Raw genomic sequence first — 18,067 nt, 5'->3', positions numbered from 1 at the left:
GACGCGCGAACGGCGCTGCCTCGCGCGAGGCTTCATCTCCGTGGCCGGACGGCATAGACGGTGAAAGCCGCGAATGAGGCCAATCTCACGTCTGCGGGGCGACGTGCGTCGGTGTGGATATCCGGCTCGGGATGATGGATCGCCTCTTGAACAATGGCGTCTCGGATTCCTGGCAACCGATGTCGCGGCTGACTGAGCCCCCCATTTCACTGAAAGAACTTCGAAAGCCACCCCGGCGCCGACGCACGATCGAAAACCACGTGCAATTCCGGGCTGAACGAGCCGAATTCGAGCCCATGCTGCGTCGCCAGCAGCGTCAGCGCCTGGCTCGTATAAAACGAGATATGCCCGTTGCGCGGCACGCAGTACCACCATTGCTCGATCCCCCGCGCAAGGATCTCCGGCGTGATCAGGGACGTCTGAAACAGCAGTGCGCCGGCGGGCCCCCTGTACCGGATGATGTCGGCGAACAGGCTGCGGGGATCCGGATGATGCTCGAAGACTTCGAACGACAGGATCGCATCGAATTGCCCCTGCGGCGCGACGGGATGGCTGAACGGATCGTACGAGGTCACATCCGCGAACCCGCGCGCGGACAACTTCTTTTCCAGCAGCCCGAGCCCCGAGCCGAAATCGAGAATGCGGTTCTCCCGCATCGACGGAAAGCTCGTGCAGATCAGGTCGGCATGCTGCTGCGGACGATGCTCGAGATACTCCGGATCGTGGCGTGCGTAATCGTCGTTGTACACGTGACGCGCGAAATCATCGTGCGTCCAGTGGTCGAAGGCCGGCGTGCAGGTGAACCCGCATTGCCTGCACGCGTAGTAGTAGATCGCCACGCCGACGAACGGATCGACTTTTTTCCCGGCGATCATGTCCGCGCCGCAACGCGAGAAATCGACCACGCCGCAGATGTCCGCGTCGGCACCGCATACCTTGCAGGCGATCGTCGCCGGATGATTGGTCAGATGTTCGATCATGTTGCAGTCCCCTGGTTGGTTTCAAGTGCACGCGCCACCGCTCGATCACGTCGTCCCGGCGCCCAGGCTCCGTGCGCCGGAACATCCGGGCCGACGGATACCACGGCGAATCGTCCCGATCCGCGAACCAGCGCCAGCAGCCGTCGAATCGCGACAGGATCCATGCCGACTCGTTCAGCGCACCGGCCAGGAAATTGATCGGCAATGCTTTGCGACTGCACGCGCGCTGTCGAATCGCGTTCAGATCGGGTTTTCGGGCCTGAGCGGTGTGCGGTCGAGTCCTTGTCGTTCGCTGATCGCTGCCGCTCAGGCCGCCCGACGCGCGTCGCCGGCGTACCGCGCCGCGTCGCGCACGAAGCGTGCGAAGCCCGACTTGTACCACGGCGCGCTCGTCCCGTGCCGCGCACGATACCCGGTTTCCATCGAACATTTGTTAAATAGCTTGAATAGCCGACAACCTGTCGACAATTTGCCTTAACATCCGGCCACACGATCGACCATGGCCTCCGACAAGGGCCGCAGTCGCCCTTTCAGCCGCTCGCAAACGGGTGCGGCTTTCATTCGAACGGACGGACGACCATGCTCCAATCACCGGGAGACTCCTTCGTCGGCGGATCGCTGCTCGGCCTGTGCGTCGAGGTGCCGCTCGCCGTGCTCGTTTCGCTGATGATGCATGGCGTCGACTGGAACGGGCCGCGCATCGCGATGCTCGTCGCGACACCCGTGTTGATCGCATGCACCGTGTTGCTGCCCCGTCCGGTGGCATTCAGCACGGTATGGAAGCACAAGCGCTCGCCGTTCGAGCTGGACGACAATGTGCGCGCATCCATCTACGGCCGGCTGACCGGCATCGCGCTCGGCCTGGTGTTCGGCATCATGGTCGCGACGACGTTTTCCTGATGACCGGCGTTCGCGCGTAGCACATTGGCCTCGCGCCGCACGGCATCCCGTTGCATAAGAAGATCCCTCCCCCCGTGACCCGGCTCGCGTCCATCGGACGATTCCATCGATCGATATGACCGGGAGCACCGGTCGCCGCGCGTCGCACGGGCTGTGCGTAAAGTTCTGAGCACTCGCCGTCGGGCGCCGGGATTGCGCCGCGCCACCCGACGCGCCGCAGGTTCGTCCGGTCTTGCCACTGACCGGCGACTACTCCGGCTCGGGACGGACCGGCGAGCCGCCTCTACCGCGCCACCCTGATCGCGCATCCGTCCTGCGATCCGCGGCAGAATTTACAAACGCAGCGTCACCCGGCACCGCCCGCGCATGCCGGGCTCATGCCGCACGGCCCTCGGGCCTGGGCGCGCGCGCGGCACGCGGCTTGCTCGCGTCGGCCCGGATATGGCTGCGGCACGGAATCGCCGGCCGCCAACGGCATTGTCTGGTCGTGAGCGATGAAAACTGCATCTCCCCTGCTGGAATCGGCACCGATGCGGGCCGATCACTTCGTCCAGTTCTACGAGTCCGATGCGCAGCTCGTGTCGGAAGTCGCACTGTTCGCGGCCGATGCGCTGCGCGCGGGCGGCAGCGCGATCGTGATCGCGCGACCCGACTGCCTCGCGGCGGTGCACGAATGCCTGCGCACGCTCGGCGCACCGATCGGCCATGCGGCCCGCGAGCGCATCTTCATGTCGAGCGCGCAGACGCTGCTCGACAGCTTCATGGACGGCGACCTCCCTGACCCCGCGCGCTTTCGCCGCTCGATCGGCACGATCGTCGAAGCGGCGGTCCGCGCCGGCCGACCCGTGCATGTGTTCGGCGAAATGGTCGCGCTGCTGTGCGCGCAGGAGCGGTACGCCGGTGCGCTGCGGCTCGAAGCGCTATGGAACGAGCTGATCGAGCAACATCGCTTCTCGCTTTACTGCGGCTATCCGGGCGACGTGTTTCCAAGCGCCGAGCAATCGGAGACGTTCCGCCATGTATGCGCGCTGCATCGCCGCATCCTGCCCGCCGCATCGCTGCGCACCGACGAAAACGAGCTGCACCTGACGCTGGCGCTGTCGCAGCAGCGCTCGCGCGCGCTGAGCGACGAGATCCGCCGTCGCGAGGACGCCGAGCAGCAACGCAATGGCGTCCTGATGCACGCGCCGTTGCCGATCGCACTGCTGTCGGGCGCCGCACACCGGATCGTGCTCGCGAATCACCGCTTCTCGGAGCTGTGCGGCCGGACCGACATCGTCGACCAGCGGCTGACGTCGGTGCTACCCGGCGGCGATACGCCGGCGATCGTGCGCGCGCTGGAAACCGCCCGCACGCTGGGCCGCTCGACGACGATCAGCGAGCACCGCGACCGGCCCGAGCCGGACGACGCCCGCGTGTACCGGCTGCACTTCAATCCGCAGCCGCTCGCGGACGGGCTCGGCGTGATCGTCAGCGCGGTCGAGGTGACCGAGCACGTCGCCGCGCGCGAGAAGCTCGTCGCCGCGAATGCCGAGCGCGACCGGCTGCTCGGCGAACTTCGTGACGCGAATCAGGCGAAGGATCAGTTTCTCGCGGTGCTCGGCCATGAGCTGCGTAATCCGCTGACGCCGATCTCGCTCGCGCTGGAGCTGATCCGCCATCGCGACGGCCAGGCGACGCCGAACGAGATCGCGATCATCCAGCGGCAGCTCGATCACATGGTCCGGCTGATCGACGATCTGCTCGACGTGTCGCGCATCACGCGCGGCAAGATCACGCTGAAGAAGGAACCCGTGCAGCTCGCGGACATCGTCGACCGCGCGGTCGAGGTCGCGAGTCCGCTGTTCGAGCAGCGCCGTCACCGCCTGCATGTCGACACCGATCCGGACGCGCGCTGCCACGGCGACTCGGTGCGGCTGTCGCAGGTCGTCGCGAACCTGCTGACCAACGCGGCGAAATACACGCTGCCGGGTGGCGACGTCACGGTGCGCGCGGCCCGCGGCGCCGACGGCACCACGCTCGTCGAGGTAAGCGACAACGGCGCCGGCATTCCGCGCGACCGCCTCGACAGCATTTTCGAGCCGTTCTACCGGCTCGACGGCGACGCAAAGCAGGCGCACGGCGGCCTCGGTATCGGCCTCGCGCTCGTGCGCAGTCTCGTCACCCTGCACGGCGGCACGGTGCGCGCGGACAGCGCCGGACCCGGCTGCGGCAGCACGTTTACGATCTCACTGCCCGAGTACCGGCCGAAAGCCGTGGCAATGGCCGCGCCGCAGCCGCCGCACGGCATCCGCGACACGGCGCCGGGCCGCACCGGCCGGCGCGTGATGCTGGTCGACGACAACGAGGATGCCGCGTCGACGCTCGCGCAATGGCTGCGCGAGGCCGGTCACGAAGTCGCCGTCGTGCACGATCCGGTGACCGCGCTGGCCGCGTACCGCGCTTACCGTCCCGACGTCGCGATCCTCGACATCGGGCTGCCGGTGATGGACGGCTATGAACTGCTGAGGCGGCTGAAGGCGATCAACGAAGTCACGCCGTGCATCTTTCTCGCGCTGACCGGCTATGGCCGCAACGCGGATCGAGAACGCTGTCTCTCGACCGGGTTTCTGGAGCATTTCGTGAAACCGGTCGACCCGGCCGCACTTCATCTCGCGATGAGCCCGCCCAGCCCGAACGGCGATTCGCACGACGGCGCCGGAGCGGAAGCCGGACGCTGAACGGGGCACGGAACACCGGGCACGCAGCCAACCTACGCTCGGAAAGCGTCGTGCGGCTCAGTTCTCCGCGGAATAACGGATCGACGTCAGGCCAGCCAATTCGGCGATCCGGATCAGTTGAGGCAACATCGCATCGGCGTTGGCCGGTTCGCGCCACGCTACGAACAGTTCCTCTTCGCGCGCCGCACGCGCGGCCGTTTCGCGAAAACCGCGCGTGCGGCACGCGAAGCCAGCGTCGCGCAGCCCGGTCGTCAGACGCTCGCGCGCCGGCGAGCCGAATTCGTACTCGATCGTGATCAGTGCCGTCCTGACGCGCCGCACGCGCTGCTCGACCAGCCGCAGCGGCCACACGACGAGGAGTCCGAGCACGAGTCCGAGCGCGCCGAGCGACAACTGGCCGCCGCCGATGCACAGACCGACCACGGTCACGAACCACAGCGTCGCGGCCGTCGTCACGCCGGATACGAGGCCGTCGCGATGCAGGATCGCGCCGCCGCCGATAAAGCCCATCCCGGTCAGGATGCCGAGCGGCAGGCGCATCAGGTCGAGCACCGAGAACGCGCCCTGCGGCTTGCCGGCCTGCAGCAGCAACGCATTGACCTGAAGCATCGACAGGCACGCGGCAAGGCAGACGAGGATCGTCGTGCGCAGCCCGGCCGTCTTGCCGGATTCGCTGCGATCGAGGCCGATCAGCCCGCCCGCGACCAGCGCGAGGGCGATCCTGACGAGGACCGCATCCCACTGAAGTACGACCGGCATCGGCTCCATGCGCGCCTCCCTCCCAATCCGTCATGTGTGACACGTCGCGGTGCGGCCGCGGGCGGCGCTTGCGGGGCGCAAGGTTCGGGCCCGACCTGTTTGTGGAATGACGGACGCGCGCCGCGCGGGCCGTCGACGACGACGTTGGCCCACTGACCGTGATCGCCGCCGGCGGATAACCGTCGGCGCCATGCGTCCTCGCCGGCCTGGCCGAGTCGACACTTTTTCGTATTTGATTGGATACGAAGGCGGTTTCAACATACAGCTCTACGAGCTTTTGTTCCCGTTCGGGTACGAAACGATGTTCCGAGTCCTTTTACTGGACTTTCGTTCCTGTACGGATACGAAATGATGCTCGGGCCGTCGAGTTGTGCAATACTGTTCCCGATCAGATACGAAGTACGGAGAACGTCATGTCGGAGTCCCAGTCCGTCGACACGATCGGCGCGCTCGCCCACCTCATCCGCGCGGCGCGGCTCCAGCAGGGGTTCACGCGCGACGAACTCGCGAACGCGACCGGGCTGTCGCCGAAATTCATCAGCCAGGTGGAAGCCGGCAAGCCGACCGCGCAAATCGGCAAGGTCATGATGCTGCTCGGCGAGCTGGGCGTGCGTCTGTACGCCGAGTCGTCGGTCGAGATTTCGGAAGCCACCGCGCTGAAGGCCGCACAACGCCGCAGGAGCAGCCATGGCGGCTAGAAGGCTGATCGCCTCCGCCAACGGCGAGCGCATGGGCACGCTGACCGACGACAAAGGCATCTGGTCGTTCACGTACGACGCGCAATGGCTCGCGTCCCCGACCGCCTATCCGCTGTCGCCGGCGTTCGCGCTGCGCGCCGGCACCTTCACCGATACGTCTACCGATCGCCCGGTCCAGTGGTTCTTCGACAACCTGCTGCCGGAGGAAGGCATGCGCACGTCGCTCGCGCGCGAGGCGAAGGTCGATGCCGCCGACGCGTGGGGCCTGCTCGCGTACTTCGGGCGCGAATCGGCCGGCGCGCTGACGCTGCTGGCCGACGGCGAACAGGAAGCGCCCGGCAGCCTGCAGCCACTGCCGCTCGACGAGCTCGAACGCCGGATCCAGGCAATGCCCGAGCGCGCGCTGACGGCCACCGCACCCAAGCGCATGTCGGCGGCCGGCGCGCAGCAGAAGCTGCTGGTGGTGCTGCGCGGCAACGCATCCGACTACATGCTGTACGAGCCGGTCGGCAGCGAGCCGTCGATGCACCTGCTCAAGCCGGACATGCGCGCGGCCGGCTACCCGCACTCGGCGATCAACGAATTCTTCTGCATGAAGCTCGCGAAGCGGATGGGGCTCGACGTGCCCGACGTGCACTTCCTGCGCGCGCCATCCGCGTGCTACGTGATCGACCGGTTCGACCGCGACGTCGCGTCGGCGCCGGCCGGGCGCGTGCATACGATCGACGCGATGCAGCTGCTCAACTACGACCGCGGCTTCAAGTACCAGCGCGCGAATGCGCAGGAGCTTGCCCGCGCGATCGACCGCACCAGCACGCGCGCGCTGGCACGCCTGTCGGTATTCCGCTGGACCGTGTTCAACGTGGTGGTCGGCAATGCCGACGCGCACCTGAAGAACCTGTCGTTCTTCGTCGACGCGCGCGGTTACCGGCTTGCGCCGTTCTATGACATCGTCAGCACGGTCGTGTATCACACGCCGACGCACCGGCCCGACCATCGCGGCGATCATTGGCCGCACTGCGAACTGACGATGCCGCTCGGCACCGCGACGCGATTTGTCGATATCGATGTGGATGCGCTGATCGCGTTCGGACAGGCAATCGGGCTCAGGGACAAGGCGGCGGAGAGCGAGCTGCGGCGCTTTCTCGAACCGCTCGATCGCCACGTCGCGCAGACGCTCGATGACGTGCGGGCAATCGCGCGCCCGGACGCCGGCGAGACGCGGTTGCTGAATTCGATCGCGGCGATGCCGATCGCCGAGATGGGGCGCGCGCTTCGGCGGACGCGCGATTGAGCAGGGAGGCGCAGGCGGCGTCCGCCCTGCATCATGCTCCTATCTCGTCCGGGACTTCGACGCGCGCGCGTCACGCACCTCGCTACCGCAGCGCCGCTCCTTCCGACCGAACATGCCAGAGGGTCGGCCGGGATTCGCGAAATTTTCGCCAAAAAGTACTTAAGCGGCTGATTTAAACGAAAAATATATTGACGGGTCGAGCGGCGGAGCTTTGCGATGAAGGTCCAGCAGATATAACCCGAGCCGATTGATGTGGTCGCGGCGATACGGCGACAGCGCCTGCAGTACGTCGGCGTCGACGGGATGCCCCTTCTCCTGCAGCGCTTTCAGCGTCCTCGACATCCATTGCACGTTGTAGAGGATCACCATGTTCGCGACAAGCTGGTTGTATTTGATGACCTTGCGCTGCTCGTGCCGGAGATTTTCCGCAATGACTTCGCCGCCGAACATCAGCCATTTCGAGAAGTCGTTGAACTGCTCGCTCTTGTTGGTCGCCGCGTGAATCGTTTGGCGCATCTCCGGGTCGTTGATGTAGCGCAGCAGGAACATCGTCCGGATCACGCGACCGAGCTCGCGAAACGCGAAGTACAGCTTGTTCTTCACACTCCCAGAGCCGAGCCGTTGCAGGATCGTCGAGGGCGTCATTCGGCCGGCCTTGATCGAGATCGCGACGCGGAGCATGTCCGGGAAATGCCGCTCGATCAAGGACCAATCGATGCTTGCGCGAAACAGTGACTCGATGTGTTTGTAGCGTCGGCGGCGATCGGGCTAGTAGCGCGGCGGCGTTGCTGCTGAATGACGCCGAAGGCGACGCCGGAGACATCGGGTTGCCGCGTATGGGATGATGCCGGCCTCTCAGGTTCTGGCCGGGTTCCCCGACCTGCTGGAACATTTTCAAGCCGACGCGTTTGCGTCGGCTTTTTTTCGTTCGGCTTTCAGCTGCACGCCAGCAACGTGCCTCGTCAATCGGACGCGTCTGAAAACCGGAATTTGTCTTTTTCCGTCAACGGCTTGGCAATTGTTGACAGTCGTCTTTCGGGGATTTAGTAAGCTCGCGCACAATAATCCAACGAATAGGCGCGGGCCGCGTCGGCAAGAATGAACAAAAATACGCATCGCCTGGTGTATTCCAGGCTTCGGGGTATGGTGGTGGCCGTCGCGGAGACGGCGACGGCTGAGGGCAAATCGGCAACCGGCGAGGCGCGCGCACGGCGGCGCTCATCGATGTCGGGCATACGCGCCGTAGTCGCGGGCGTTGCCGCGTTCGGCATGCTGCCTGCCCTGTCCGATGCGCAGATCGTTCCGACGCCGGGCACCAGCACGCATGTGATCCAGACGCCGAACGGCTTGCCTCAGGTCAACGTGGCGCGTCCCTCGAGTGCAGGCGTATCGGTCAACACCTACAACCAGTTCGACGTACAGCGCGCTGGCGCAATCCTGAACAACTCGGCCACGATGGTCCAGACCCAGCAGGCGGGCTGGATCAACGGCAATCCGAATTACGGCGCCGGGCAGGCCGCACGGATCATCGTCAACCAGGTCAACAGTCCGAACCCCTCTCAAGTTCGCGGCGCTTTGGAGATCGCAGGCGCTCGCGCGGAGCTCATCCTGGCGAATCCGTCCGGGATCTTCGTGGACGGCGGAACCTTCCTGAATACCAGCCGCGCGACCTTGACGACCGGCGTGCCGTACTACGGCGCCGATGGTTCGCTCGCCGGATACAACGTCAACCGCGGGCTCGTGACCGTCTCGGGCGCCGGCTTGAACGCAACCGGTACCGATCAGGTGGACCTTATCGCCCGCGCTGTACAGGTCAATTCCGCCATCTATGCGAAGAACCTGAACGTGATCGCAGGCGCGGCCCAGGTCAATCGCGACACGCTTGCCGCGACACCGATCGCCGGCGACGGCCCCGCCCCGTCGGTCGCGATCGACGTGAGCCAGTTGGGCGGTATGTATAGTGATCGGATCTTCCTCGCGTCGAACGAGTTCGGTGTGGGGGTGGCCAACGCCGGCACGATCGCCGCACAGGCCGGTGACCTGACGCTGCAGTCGAACGGCCGGCTCGTGCTGACGGGCAAGACCACGGCGAGCGGCAACCTCGCACTGTCGGCTGCCGGTGGCATCCAGAACAGCGGCACGACATACGCGCAACAGTCGGCGTCGGTGAATACCGCCGCCGATCTGACGAACACCGGGACACTCGCCGCGCAACAGAATACGACCGTGAACGCGGGCAGCGTCAACTCGACGGGCACGCTCGGCGCGGGCGTGAACAACGACGGCTCCGTCGGACGTGGCGGCGATCTGAACGTGACGGCGTCGGGCCAGCTGAGCGCGACCGGCCAGAACGTCGCGGGCGGCAATGCGTCGCTGACCGGCGGCAACGTGAATCTCTCCGGTAGCCAGACCGCGGCGAACGGCAATCTGTCGCTGAGCGCGACAGCCGGCGATGTGAATCTCGCAAACGCGACGACGAGCGCCCAGGGGGCTGTCTCGGCGAACGCGTCGGACACGGTGATCAACGATCACGGCAGCCTGTCGAGCGGCGGCAGCACCACGCTTTCCGGCGGCAGCCTCTCGAACCAGGGCGGCAAGGTCTCGTCGCAAGGCTCGCTGTCGGTACAGGTGGCCGGCCAGATCGCGAACCAGTCCGGCGAATTGGTGTCCCAGAGCACGACGAACGTGCACGGCGGCGCCATCGCGAACAACCTTGGCACCATCCAGAGCGCCGGGCACGCGTCGGTCGACGGGATCACGATCGACAACACGGCGGGCCGAATCACTTCGCTGAACGGTGACGGGCTGACGCTGAGCGCAACCGGTCAACTGACGAACGCGGCGGGTACGACGGCAAACGGTGCGCAAGGCGGCGTCATCGGCGGCAACGGTGACGTGTCGGTCCAGGGCGCAAACGTTGTCAACCGCGGCGCGATCACGTCCAATACGAATCTGCGTGTTGCGGGCCAGTCGGTCGACAACGGTAGCGGCACCCTGCAGGCCGCCCAGAACGTCGTGGTCGATGCCGACGCGCACCTGGCGAACAGCGGTGGTTCGATTGTCGGCCAGACGGCGACGCTCAGCGGCACGACGCTCGACAACAGCGCCGGCACCGTGCAGGCTGCTCAGGTCTCGTTGAACGCAACCGACCTGGTGAATCACGGCGGCACCATCACGCAGACCGGCGCCGGCGCGATGAGCGTCAACGTATCGGGCACGCTCGATAATTCCAGCAGCGGCACGCTGCAGACCAACAGCACCGACCTGACGCTCGCGCCGGCTACGCTGAAAAACGACGGCGGCACCATCACCCATGCCGGCACCGGCGCGCTGACGCTCGGCAGCCAATCCGGCTCGCTATCAAACGTCGGCGGCTCGATCGCGAGTAACGGCCGAGTCGTCGCGCAAACCGGCACGCTGAACAACGCGTCGGGCTCGATCAGCGCGCAGAACGGATTGGCGGCAACCGTCGCCGGCACGCTGAACAATGCAGGCGGCAAGCTGTTGTCGAACACGGACGTGAGCGTCACCAGCGGTACGCTGGCGAATGACAGCGGTCAGATCGGCGCCAGCACGAACGCGACGATCCACACGGGTTCGATGACGAACCAGAGTGGCTCGATCGTCGCGCCGAACCTGTCGGTCACGGCCGATTCGACGCTCGACAACAGCAGCGGCAAACTCGAAGCGAACCAGCTCACGCTGACAGCCGCGACCCTCGCGAACCGCGGCGGCACCATCACGCAGTACGGTTCGTCGGCGATGGGCATGAACGTCATCGGCACGCTCGACAACTCGGCCGCCGGCGTAATCCAGACCAACAGTAAGGACCTGACGCTCACGCCGGCCGAGCTGAACAACGCGGGCGGCACCATTACGCATGCCGGCGCGGGCACGCTGACAATCGCACCGGGCAACGGAGCCAGCGCGCTGAACAACGCGTCGGGCACCATCGTGACGAAGGGGCAAGCCGTCGTCAACGCCAGCAGCTGGAACAATGCGAGCGGCATCCTGGCGGCGCAACGCGGCATCAACGCCACGATTTCGGGCGACGTGAACAACGCGCAGGGACTGCTGCGGTCGGATACCTCGTTCTCGCTGACGAGCGGCGGCGCTCTGTCGAACCGCAGCGGCCACATTCAGGCCGGGCAATCGACCGCGGGCGATGCCAGTACGCTCAACATTAAATCGGCCTCGATCAACAATGCGGACGGCGCCATTGTCGACCTCGGCGCCGGCAAGATGACCGTACAGGGCGGCAGCCAGATCACGAACAGCCACGCCGGCGGCGTATCGGGCATGGGCGCCATCACCGGCAACGGCGACGTGACGGTCAGCGCGGCGTCGATCAGCAACACGCAGGGTGGCCAGCTCAGCGGCGCTGCGCTGCATGTCCAGGGCAATACCCTCGACAACAGCGGCGGCACCATTGGCAATGTCGCGAACTCGAGCGGCAATGTCGACGTGACGACGAGCGGCGCGATCACCAACGCGAGCGGGCAAATCAGCTCGACGCACGACCTGACGGTGACGGCGGCGACGCTGCAAGGCGGTGGCACCTACAGCGCCGCGCATGACGCGAACGTGAACCTGCAGGGCGATTACACGGCGGCGGCCGACACGCAGTTCAACGTCGGGCACGATCTCGCCTTCACGCTGCCCGGCACCTTCACGAACAATGCGAACCTGCAGTCTGTCAACGACCTGAGTGTCAATGCGGGCAATATCGTGAACGTCGGTGCCTTGACGGCTGGCGGCCTGCTGCACACGCAATCGGCCAACCTGACCAATACGGGTGCACTCGTGGGTGCCAGCGCGTCACTCAACGCAACGGGTACGATCTCGAACCTCGGACCGACCGCGCTGATTGGCGCATCGGACAGCAACGGCACGCTCGAGCTCCTCGCGCACGACATCGAGAACCGCGACGACACGAGCGCGGCCGATACGATGGCCACGACCGCCATCTTCGGCATGGGCAAGGTCGTGCTGGCGGGCGGCAAGGACTCGAGCGGCAACTACACGAACGCGGCGCTGGTGAACAACGCGTCGGCGCTGATCCAGTCGGGCGGTAACATGGAGCTGCACGCCGACAAGATCACGAACACGCGCCGCGTGATGACGACCTCAACCAGTTCGATCGATCCATCGCTGCTCGGGCAGTTCGGGATTCCGATCAGCGGCCGCACGGGCCAGATCGGCGTGAAGGATCCGGACAGCATCGGCGGCGTCTACACCGAGCCGCCCCACGGCGGTCAGTGGAACAGCACGTATCAGTTCACGACCTACTACGCGGACAGCGCGACGGCGACGACCGTGACAGGCATCAGTGCGGCCGGCCAGATCGTGTCGGGCGGGAACATCGACGCGTCGTCGGTCGGCACGCTGCAGAATTATTGGAGCAATATCGCGGCAGTCGGCGACATCAAGATTCCGTCGCACTACGACGCGGACGGTTGGGCGGCGTCCGGGCAAAAACTGCCGGGCGTGACAGTCTCCTACTCGGGGCAGTATCACTACAACAACTACGACAATTCCGAGCACGACTGGCAACTGCCGTTCGGCAACGCGCCGTTCGTCGGCAGTCGCCCGGGCGGCTATACGCAGGCGGCACCGGCGTCGATCAAGGATTACAAGCTGCCGGGCTACGACTCGACGTTGAGTTCGAACGGCACGATTTCGGGAACGGGCATCAGTGTCAACAACACGGCGGGTAATGCATCGATTCCGTCACTCGGTCTGCTGCCCGGGCAGTCGGTGCCCGGCCTGACGCCTGGCAACCTGAGCGGTAGCGCGAGCGGTGCGAAATCGGGGGCGTCGGCAGTGCATGGCGGTCCGTCGGCGCCGGTCGACCCGATCATCGCCAGCGCGACGGCGCTGAACGTCCTGAACAACCTCACCATTCCGCAGGGCGGCCTGTTCAAGCCGACGACTGCGCCGAATGCGAGCTACGTGATCGAGACGAACCCGGCGTTCACGAACCAGAAGAATTTCATCTCGAGCGACTACTTCTTCGGTCAACTCGGCGTCGACCTCACGCACATCCCGAAACGCCTCGGCGACGGTTTCTACGAGCAGCAGCTTGTGCGCAACGAAGTGACCGCGCTGACCGGCAAGGCGGTGCTTGGGCCGTACGCAGACCTGCAGACCATGTATCAGTTGCTAATGGCGGCCGGCGCAGATCTGTCGAAGTCGCTTGATCTGCCGATCGGCGCGAGCCTGTCGGCGGAACAGGTGTCTAAGCTGACCAGCAACGTGATCATGATGGAGACGCGCGTGGTCGACGGCCAGTCGGTGCTGGTGCCCGTCGTGTATCTCGCGAAGGCCAGCCAGCAGAACATCGACGGACCGTTGATTAGCGCGACGAACATCGATTTCCAGAACGCACAGTCATTCTCGAACAGCGGCACGATCAAGGCGGACAACACGCTGGCAATTCAGGGCAAGCAGATCGACAACGCATTCGGCGCGCTGCAAAGCGGCGGGCTGATGTCGCTGAAGACCGAGAACAACATCGACCTGACGTCGGCCAATGTAAAGGCCGGCAGCCTGCAGCTGGATGCCGGGAAAGACCTGATTCTCGATACGGCGACGAAGACGAACACGCGGGTGAGCCGCGACGGCGCGACGAGCGTGGTGACCACGCTCGGGCCGACCGCCAAACTCGACGTCGCAGGCGACGCGTCGATCGTGACCGGCGGCAACTTCCAGCAGAACGCGGGCAGCCTGTCGGTTGGTGGCAATCTCGGCATGAATGTTGGCGGCAACTGGGATCTCGGCGCGGTGCAGACCGGCGAGCACAAGATCGTGCAGCGCGCGAACGGCGTGTCGAATACCGACATCAACAAAGTGACCGGCAGCTCGGTGCAGGTTGGCGGCGCTTCACTGATCGGCGTTGGCGGCGATCTTACCGCCAAGGGCGCACAGATCGACCTCGGCCAGGGTGGCACGATCGCGGCGCAGGGCAACGTGACGCTCGGCGCCGCAACCGCGACCTCGACTGTGAACAGCAACAGTTCGGGCAGCGACAGTCACGGCAGCTACGCGGAGACGCTGCATACGTTGGATCAAGCACTGACCGGGACGACGCTCAAGGGCGGCGACACGGTGAATATCGTGTCGGGCAAGGACATTACCGTAAACGGCAGTGCGATTAGCCTCGACAAGGGCAACGCGAACCTGCTGGCGGCCGGCAACGTGAATATCGGCGCGGCGACCGAAACGCATGAGCTGAACTCACACGAGACGCATAGCCACAGCAACGTCGTGAGCGGCGTGAAGGTCGCGAGCGGGATCGACCAGACGATGACGCTGAATCAGGGTAGTCTCGTATCAGCGGACGGTGTGAACATCGTCAGTGGGAAGGACGTCAATGTTCAGGGCAGTACCATCGTCGGAACGAACGACGTTGCACTCACGGCCGCGCGTAACGTGACGGTTACGACGTCGCAGGATACCTTGCAGTCGTCGAGCTACTACGACAAGAAGGAGTCCGGGCTGATGTCGGGCGGTGGCCTGTCTGTGTCGATCGGCAGCAGTTCGCTGAAGACGACCAGTCAGACGACCGAGGTGTCGAACAACGCCAGTTCGATCGGTTCGCTGAAGGGCAACATCAGCATCACCGCTGGAAACGACCTGCACGTGACGGGAAGCGACCTGATCGCAGCGAAGAATCTCAGCGGCACTGGCGCAAACGTGACGATCGACGCCGCGCAGGACACGAACCACCGCGGCGAGACGCAGGAAGTGTCGAAGAGCGGCCTGACGCTGGCGCTGAAGGCGCCGGTAATCGACGCGGTGTCGAATGCGGTGGGTCAATCGCGTGCGTCCAGTAATAGCCAGGATGGCCGTGCAGCGGCGCTGCACGGGATGGCCGCGGCCAGCGCGGCGTGGGATGCAAACGTAGCCGCAGGCGATCTGGTTAGATCGCTGGGGGCTGGCGAGACGCCGCAGTTCAAGGTCGAGGTCAGCGTCGGCAGCAGCCATAGCAAGAGTGCATTTACCGAGAACAGCGTGACGAATCGCGGCTCGAACGTGAATGCGGGCGGAACGGTGGCATTTGCGGCAACGGGGAACGGGCAGCCGGGTAGCGGCAATGTGACGATCGCCGGCTCGAATGTGAACGCAAACGACGTGATTCTGGCGGCAAAAAATCAGGTCAATATCGTCAATACGACGGATACCGATTCGACGCGCAGCACGAATGAATCGAAGAGCGCGAGCGTGGGCGTGTCGGTTGGCACGGGTGGGTTCGGTGTTTCCGCTGCGATGTCGAAGGCCAACGGCGACGGCAACAGCGATCTGGCCACGCAGAACAACAGTCACGTGAACGCGGCAAACGGCGTGACGATCATCTCGGGCGGCGATACGAATATCATCGGCTCGAATGTGAAGGGCAATCAGGTGAACGCCGATGTGGGCGGGAATCTGAACATCGCGAGTGTGCAGGATACGATGTCGAGCGCGGCGCATCAGTCGAGTTCTGGCGGCGGCTTCAGCATCAGTCAGGGCGGCGCCAGTGCGAGCTTCAGCCAGAGCAAGGGCAATGCGTCGGGCAGTTATGCGGGCGTTAATGAACAAGCCGGGATTCAGGCGGGTGACGGCGGCTTCAATATCAACGTCACCGGCAATACCGACCTGAAAGGCGGGCTGATTGCGAGCGCCGCCGATGCGTCGAAGAATTCGCTGACGACGGGTTCCCTCTCCTACTCCGACATCCAGAACCAGTCGCACTACGACGCGAGCTCGAGCGGCTTCAGCGCGGGCGCGACGACCGGCGACGGCGGGATGAACTACAGCACGCACGGCAGCGCGTCGGGCAAGAATGCCGGTGGTGCCGCGCCCATGCTCGGCCAGAACGACAGCGGCAGCGACAGTGCGACGACGAAGAGCGGCGTCAGCGCCGGAACGGTCACGATTACGGATTCGGCGAACCAGAAGCAGGATGTGGCGAGCTTGAACCGCGATACGACGAACACGAATGGTACGGTTGCCAAACTGCCCGACATGCAGAATCTGCTGGCCAAACAGGCGGACATGATGGCAGCGGCGAGCGCGGCCGGTGAGGCGGTGTCTCGCCGGATCGGGGACTACGCGGACAAGATGATGAAGGACGCGGCGGCCAACGGTGACCAGGCAGGCGTCGATGCGTGGAAAGAAGGCGGAACGAACCGCGCGCTGATGCAAGGTGCTGGCGCGGCGCTGGTGACGGGACTGGCTGGCGGCAATGCGGTTGGCGGCGCAGCCGGCGCGGCGATTGCGTCGATCGCGTCCGGCAAGCTGAACGGGCTGAGCAGCGCGATCGCAGGCAGCGATCCGACCGGCAACGCCAACATGAATCAGGCGCTGGGCAACATCGTGGCGAACGCGCTTGCGACGGGCGCGGGCGCCGCTGTGGGCGGTGAAGCGGGAGCGTTCTCGGGATACAACGTTGACCGGTTCAACCGACAGTTGCATCCAGAAGAAAAAACGCTCGCGAAACAACTGGCAGAGAAAAGCAAGGGCAAATATACCCAAGCGCAGATCGAAGATCAGATGCGCATTATGGGCGTGTCCGTGAACGGAATCCACGAGTCGGGAGCGCCTACAACCCTCGTAGGGACATCGCCGACTGACATGGGTGCACAATGGGTCGGAGCACCGGCTACGGCTGATGGCAAGATGGTTCTGACGCAGAAGACGGCGCCTGCAAATCCCGAATTGCAATCGTATATCGTGGCAAATGCTGACTCGGCGACGAACAGTCAGGTGCCAAGCCAGTTCAACTACGATCGTACCGCAAGCAGTGGATGGGGGTTCCATCTGACTGGACCGTTTACGAAATTCGACCAGTCGGATGCGAATTATGTGAAGAGCACAACCGCGGACACAGCCTCGATGGTGTCGAACACCGCAGGATGGATCTCATCCAGCGCTGCGACCGGGGCTGCCGTACCATCACCCTTAGCGCCGGCATTTGGAACGATTGCTTACGGAGCGACGGTAGTAGGTATTGCTGCGGATGCCACATCGCAATTGGTAAATCCGAATGCTGGCCAATACACTTATGAAAGCGCTTTGGCACTGGGCGGTCAGGTGATCGGAGACAAGGTGCCGATCGCATCGTTGGTCATCAATGGAGCGTCCGAAGCTATCAAGAAGCAACCGGTCTCAACAACGGTCGGAAACTGGATCGGCCAGCAATTGAATTCGATTTTTGGTCCGAGTGCCAACAAGGAAAAGAAATGAGATTGATCGAGGACGGTAATTTAGCAGGATGGCTAAGAGTTGTGCTTTTTCTGACGGGCTTAGCCTTGGCGTTGGCAGGACTTGGGCTCGACCAAATACCCCGCTGGATCAGGGCAGGGGCATTTCTCCTTGGTTTTGCGACAATGGCGCTTGGAGGGATTTCCAGTCGAGCACATATGCTGAAGATTAAGCCCTTCGACCGCAGCTACAAGAAGGCGCGAGATAGCTACAAAACGAACGACAACGAAGACGCTGACAAGTCAAAATGAAAATTGCTCTGCGACTGTCGCTCCTACCGGCCGCCACCTTCGTTGCGACCGGTGTGTTTGCACAGGAAGCTTCGCGCCTGGTAATTCCGGGCAACGACCAGCAAACGCGACAGCAGGAGGAGGCGCGCGAGCGCGAGCGCGCCGTCTCCTCGCCCGGGGTGCGTTCGGGCGTGACGGCGAGTGCCGGGTATCCGACGCTGCCGTCGACCTGTCGGTTGGT

8 protein-coding genes and 3 pseudogenes are annotated in these 18,067 nt (G+C 64.6%); 8 read left to right on the top strand and 3 right to left on the bottom strand.

What is annotated here, in order from left to right; genetic code table 11:
- Positions 1 to 206 precede the first annotated feature (206 nt).
- The gene (locus WS66_RS30125) at positions 207 to 980 is read right to left on the bottom strand and encodes a class I SAM-dependent methyltransferase (protein WP_059602566.1); all 774 of its coding nucleotides are present in this window, start codon (positions 978 to 980) and stop codon (positions 207 to 209) included.
- Positions 981 to 1,559: 579 nt separating this feature from the next.
- Between WS66_RS30125 and WS66_RS30115 the strand changes: the two genes are divergently transcribed.
- Entirely contained in the window at positions 1,560 to 1,880 is a 321-nt protein-coding gene (locus WS66_RS30115) for a hypothetical protein (RefSeq protein WP_059602563.1), read from the top strand.
- A 530-nt stretch (positions 1,881 to 2,410) separates the two neighbouring features.
- Positions 2,411 to 4,600, top strand: a complete 2,190-nt coding sequence (locus WS66_RS30110) for a hybrid sensor histidine kinase/response regulator (protein WP_059602560.1) — start codon at positions 2,411 to 2,413, stop codon at positions 4,598 to 4,600.
- 57 nt (positions 4,601 to 4,657) lie between these two features.
- Here the strand turns inward: WS66_RS30110 and WS66_RS30105 are convergent, their stop codons facing one another.
- Positions 4,658 to 5,368 (bottom strand): MgtC/SapB family protein, encoded by a 711-nt coding sequence (locus WS66_RS30105; protein ID WP_059602557.1) that lies wholly within the window; start codon positions 5,366 to 5,368, stop codon positions 4,658 to 4,660.
- Between the two features lie 404 nt (positions 5,369 to 5,772).
- Between WS66_RS30105 and WS66_RS30100 the strand changes: the two genes are divergently transcribed.
- Together WS66_RS30100 and WS66_RS30095 are read left to right on the top strand one after the other, a co-directional pair.
- Positions 5,773 to 6,057 carry a helix-turn-helix domain-containing protein gene (locus tag WS66_RS30100; RefSeq protein ID WP_059602554.1) on the top strand — a complete coding sequence of 95 codons (285 nt, stop codon included), beginning with the start codon at positions 5,773 to 5,775 and terminating at the stop codon, positions 6,055 to 6,057.
- Positions 6,047 to 7,351 carry a HipA domain-containing protein gene (locus tag WS66_RS30095; protein ID WP_059602551.1) on the top strand — a complete coding sequence of 435 codons (1,305 nt, stop codon included), beginning with the start codon at positions 6,047 to 6,049 and terminating at the stop codon, positions 7,349 to 7,351. Before WS66_RS30100 ends, WS66_RS30095 begins: the two co-directional genes overlap by 11 nt.
- A gap of 159 nt (positions 7,352 to 7,510) precedes the next feature.
- Here the strand turns inward: WS66_RS30095 and WS66_RS30090 are convergent.
- Positions 7,511 to 8,119 (bottom strand): annotated as a pseudogene (locus WS66_RS30090) (Tn3 family transposase); the annotation flags it as partial.
- A 330-nt stretch (positions 8,120 to 8,449) separates the two neighbouring features.
- Here WS66_RS30090 and WS66_RS34930 point away from each other — a divergent pair.
- From WS66_RS34930 to WS66_RS30075, 4 genes and pseudogenes are all read left to right on the top strand, one after another.
- Positions 8,450 to 8,536: pseudogene (locus WS66_RS34930) on the top strand (ESPR-type extended signal peptide-containing protein); the annotation flags it as partial.
- Positions 8,537 to 8,575: 39 nt separating this feature from the next.
- The gene (locus WS66_RS30085; RefSeq protein ID WP_442859310.1) at positions 8,576 to 17,578 is read left to right on the top strand and encodes a hemagglutinin repeat-containing protein; all 9,003 of its coding nucleotides are present in this window, start codon (positions 8,576 to 8,578) and stop codon (positions 17,576 to 17,578) included.
- On the top strand, positions 17,575 to 17,847 hold the full coding sequence (locus tag WS66_RS30080; RefSeq protein ID WP_059602545.1) for a hypothetical protein: 273 nt from the start codon (positions 17,575 to 17,577) through the stop codon (positions 17,845 to 17,847). Before WS66_RS30085 ends, WS66_RS30080 begins: the two co-directional genes overlap by 4 nt.
- Positions 17,844 to 18,053: pseudogene (locus WS66_RS30075) on the top strand (ShlB/FhaC/HecB family hemolysin secretion/activation protein); the annotation flags it as partial. The gene WS66_RS30080 and the pseudogene WS66_RS30075, both read left to right, overlap by 4 nt.
- Positions 18,054 to 18,067 lie beyond the last annotated feature (14 nt).

The organism is Burkholderia sp. LA-2-3-30-S1-D2 (assembly GCF_001523915.2).
In the GTDB taxonomy this organism is placed as follows: domain Bacteria; phylum Pseudomonadota; class Gammaproteobacteria; order Burkholderiales; family Burkholderiaceae; genus Burkholderia; species Burkholderia diffusa.
This window is presented reverse-complemented; position numbering and strand designations above follow the sequence as displayed.

What these genes read in the sequence shown, in the direction of transcription:
- WS66_RS30125 (WP_059602566.1), bottom strand. Translation starts at nt 980, where the DNA reads ATGATCGAACATCTGACCAATCATCCGGCGACGATCGCCTGCAAGGTA.
- WS66_RS30115 (WP_059602563.1), top strand. Translation starts at nt 1,560, where the DNA reads ATGCTCCAATCACCGGGAGACTCCTTCGTCGGCGGATCGCTGCTCGGC.
- WS66_RS30110 (WP_059602560.1), top strand. Translation starts at nt 2,411, where the DNA reads ATGCGGGCCGATCACTTCGTCCAGTTCTACGAGTCCGATGCGCAGCTC.
- WS66_RS30105 (WP_059602557.1), bottom strand. Translation starts at nt 5,368, where the DNA reads ATGGAGCCGATGCCGGTCGTACTTCAGTGGGATGCGGTCCTCGTCAGG.
- WS66_RS30100 (WP_059602554.1), top strand. Translation starts at nt 5,773, where the DNA reads ATGTCGGAGTCCCAGTCCGTCGACACGATCGGCGCGCTCGCCCACCTC.
- WS66_RS30095 (WP_059602551.1), top strand. Translation starts at nt 6,047, where the DNA reads ATGGCGGCTAGAAGGCTGATCGCCTCCGCCAACGGCGAGCGCATGGGC.
- WS66_RS30085 (WP_442859310.1), top strand. Translation starts at nt 8,576, where the DNA reads ATGTCGGGCATACGCGCCGTAGTCGCGGGCGTTGCCGCGTTCGGCATG.
- WS66_RS30080 (WP_059602545.1), top strand. Translation starts at nt 17,575, where the DNA reads ATGAGATTGATCGAGGACGGTAATTTAGCAGGATGGCTAAGAGTTGTG.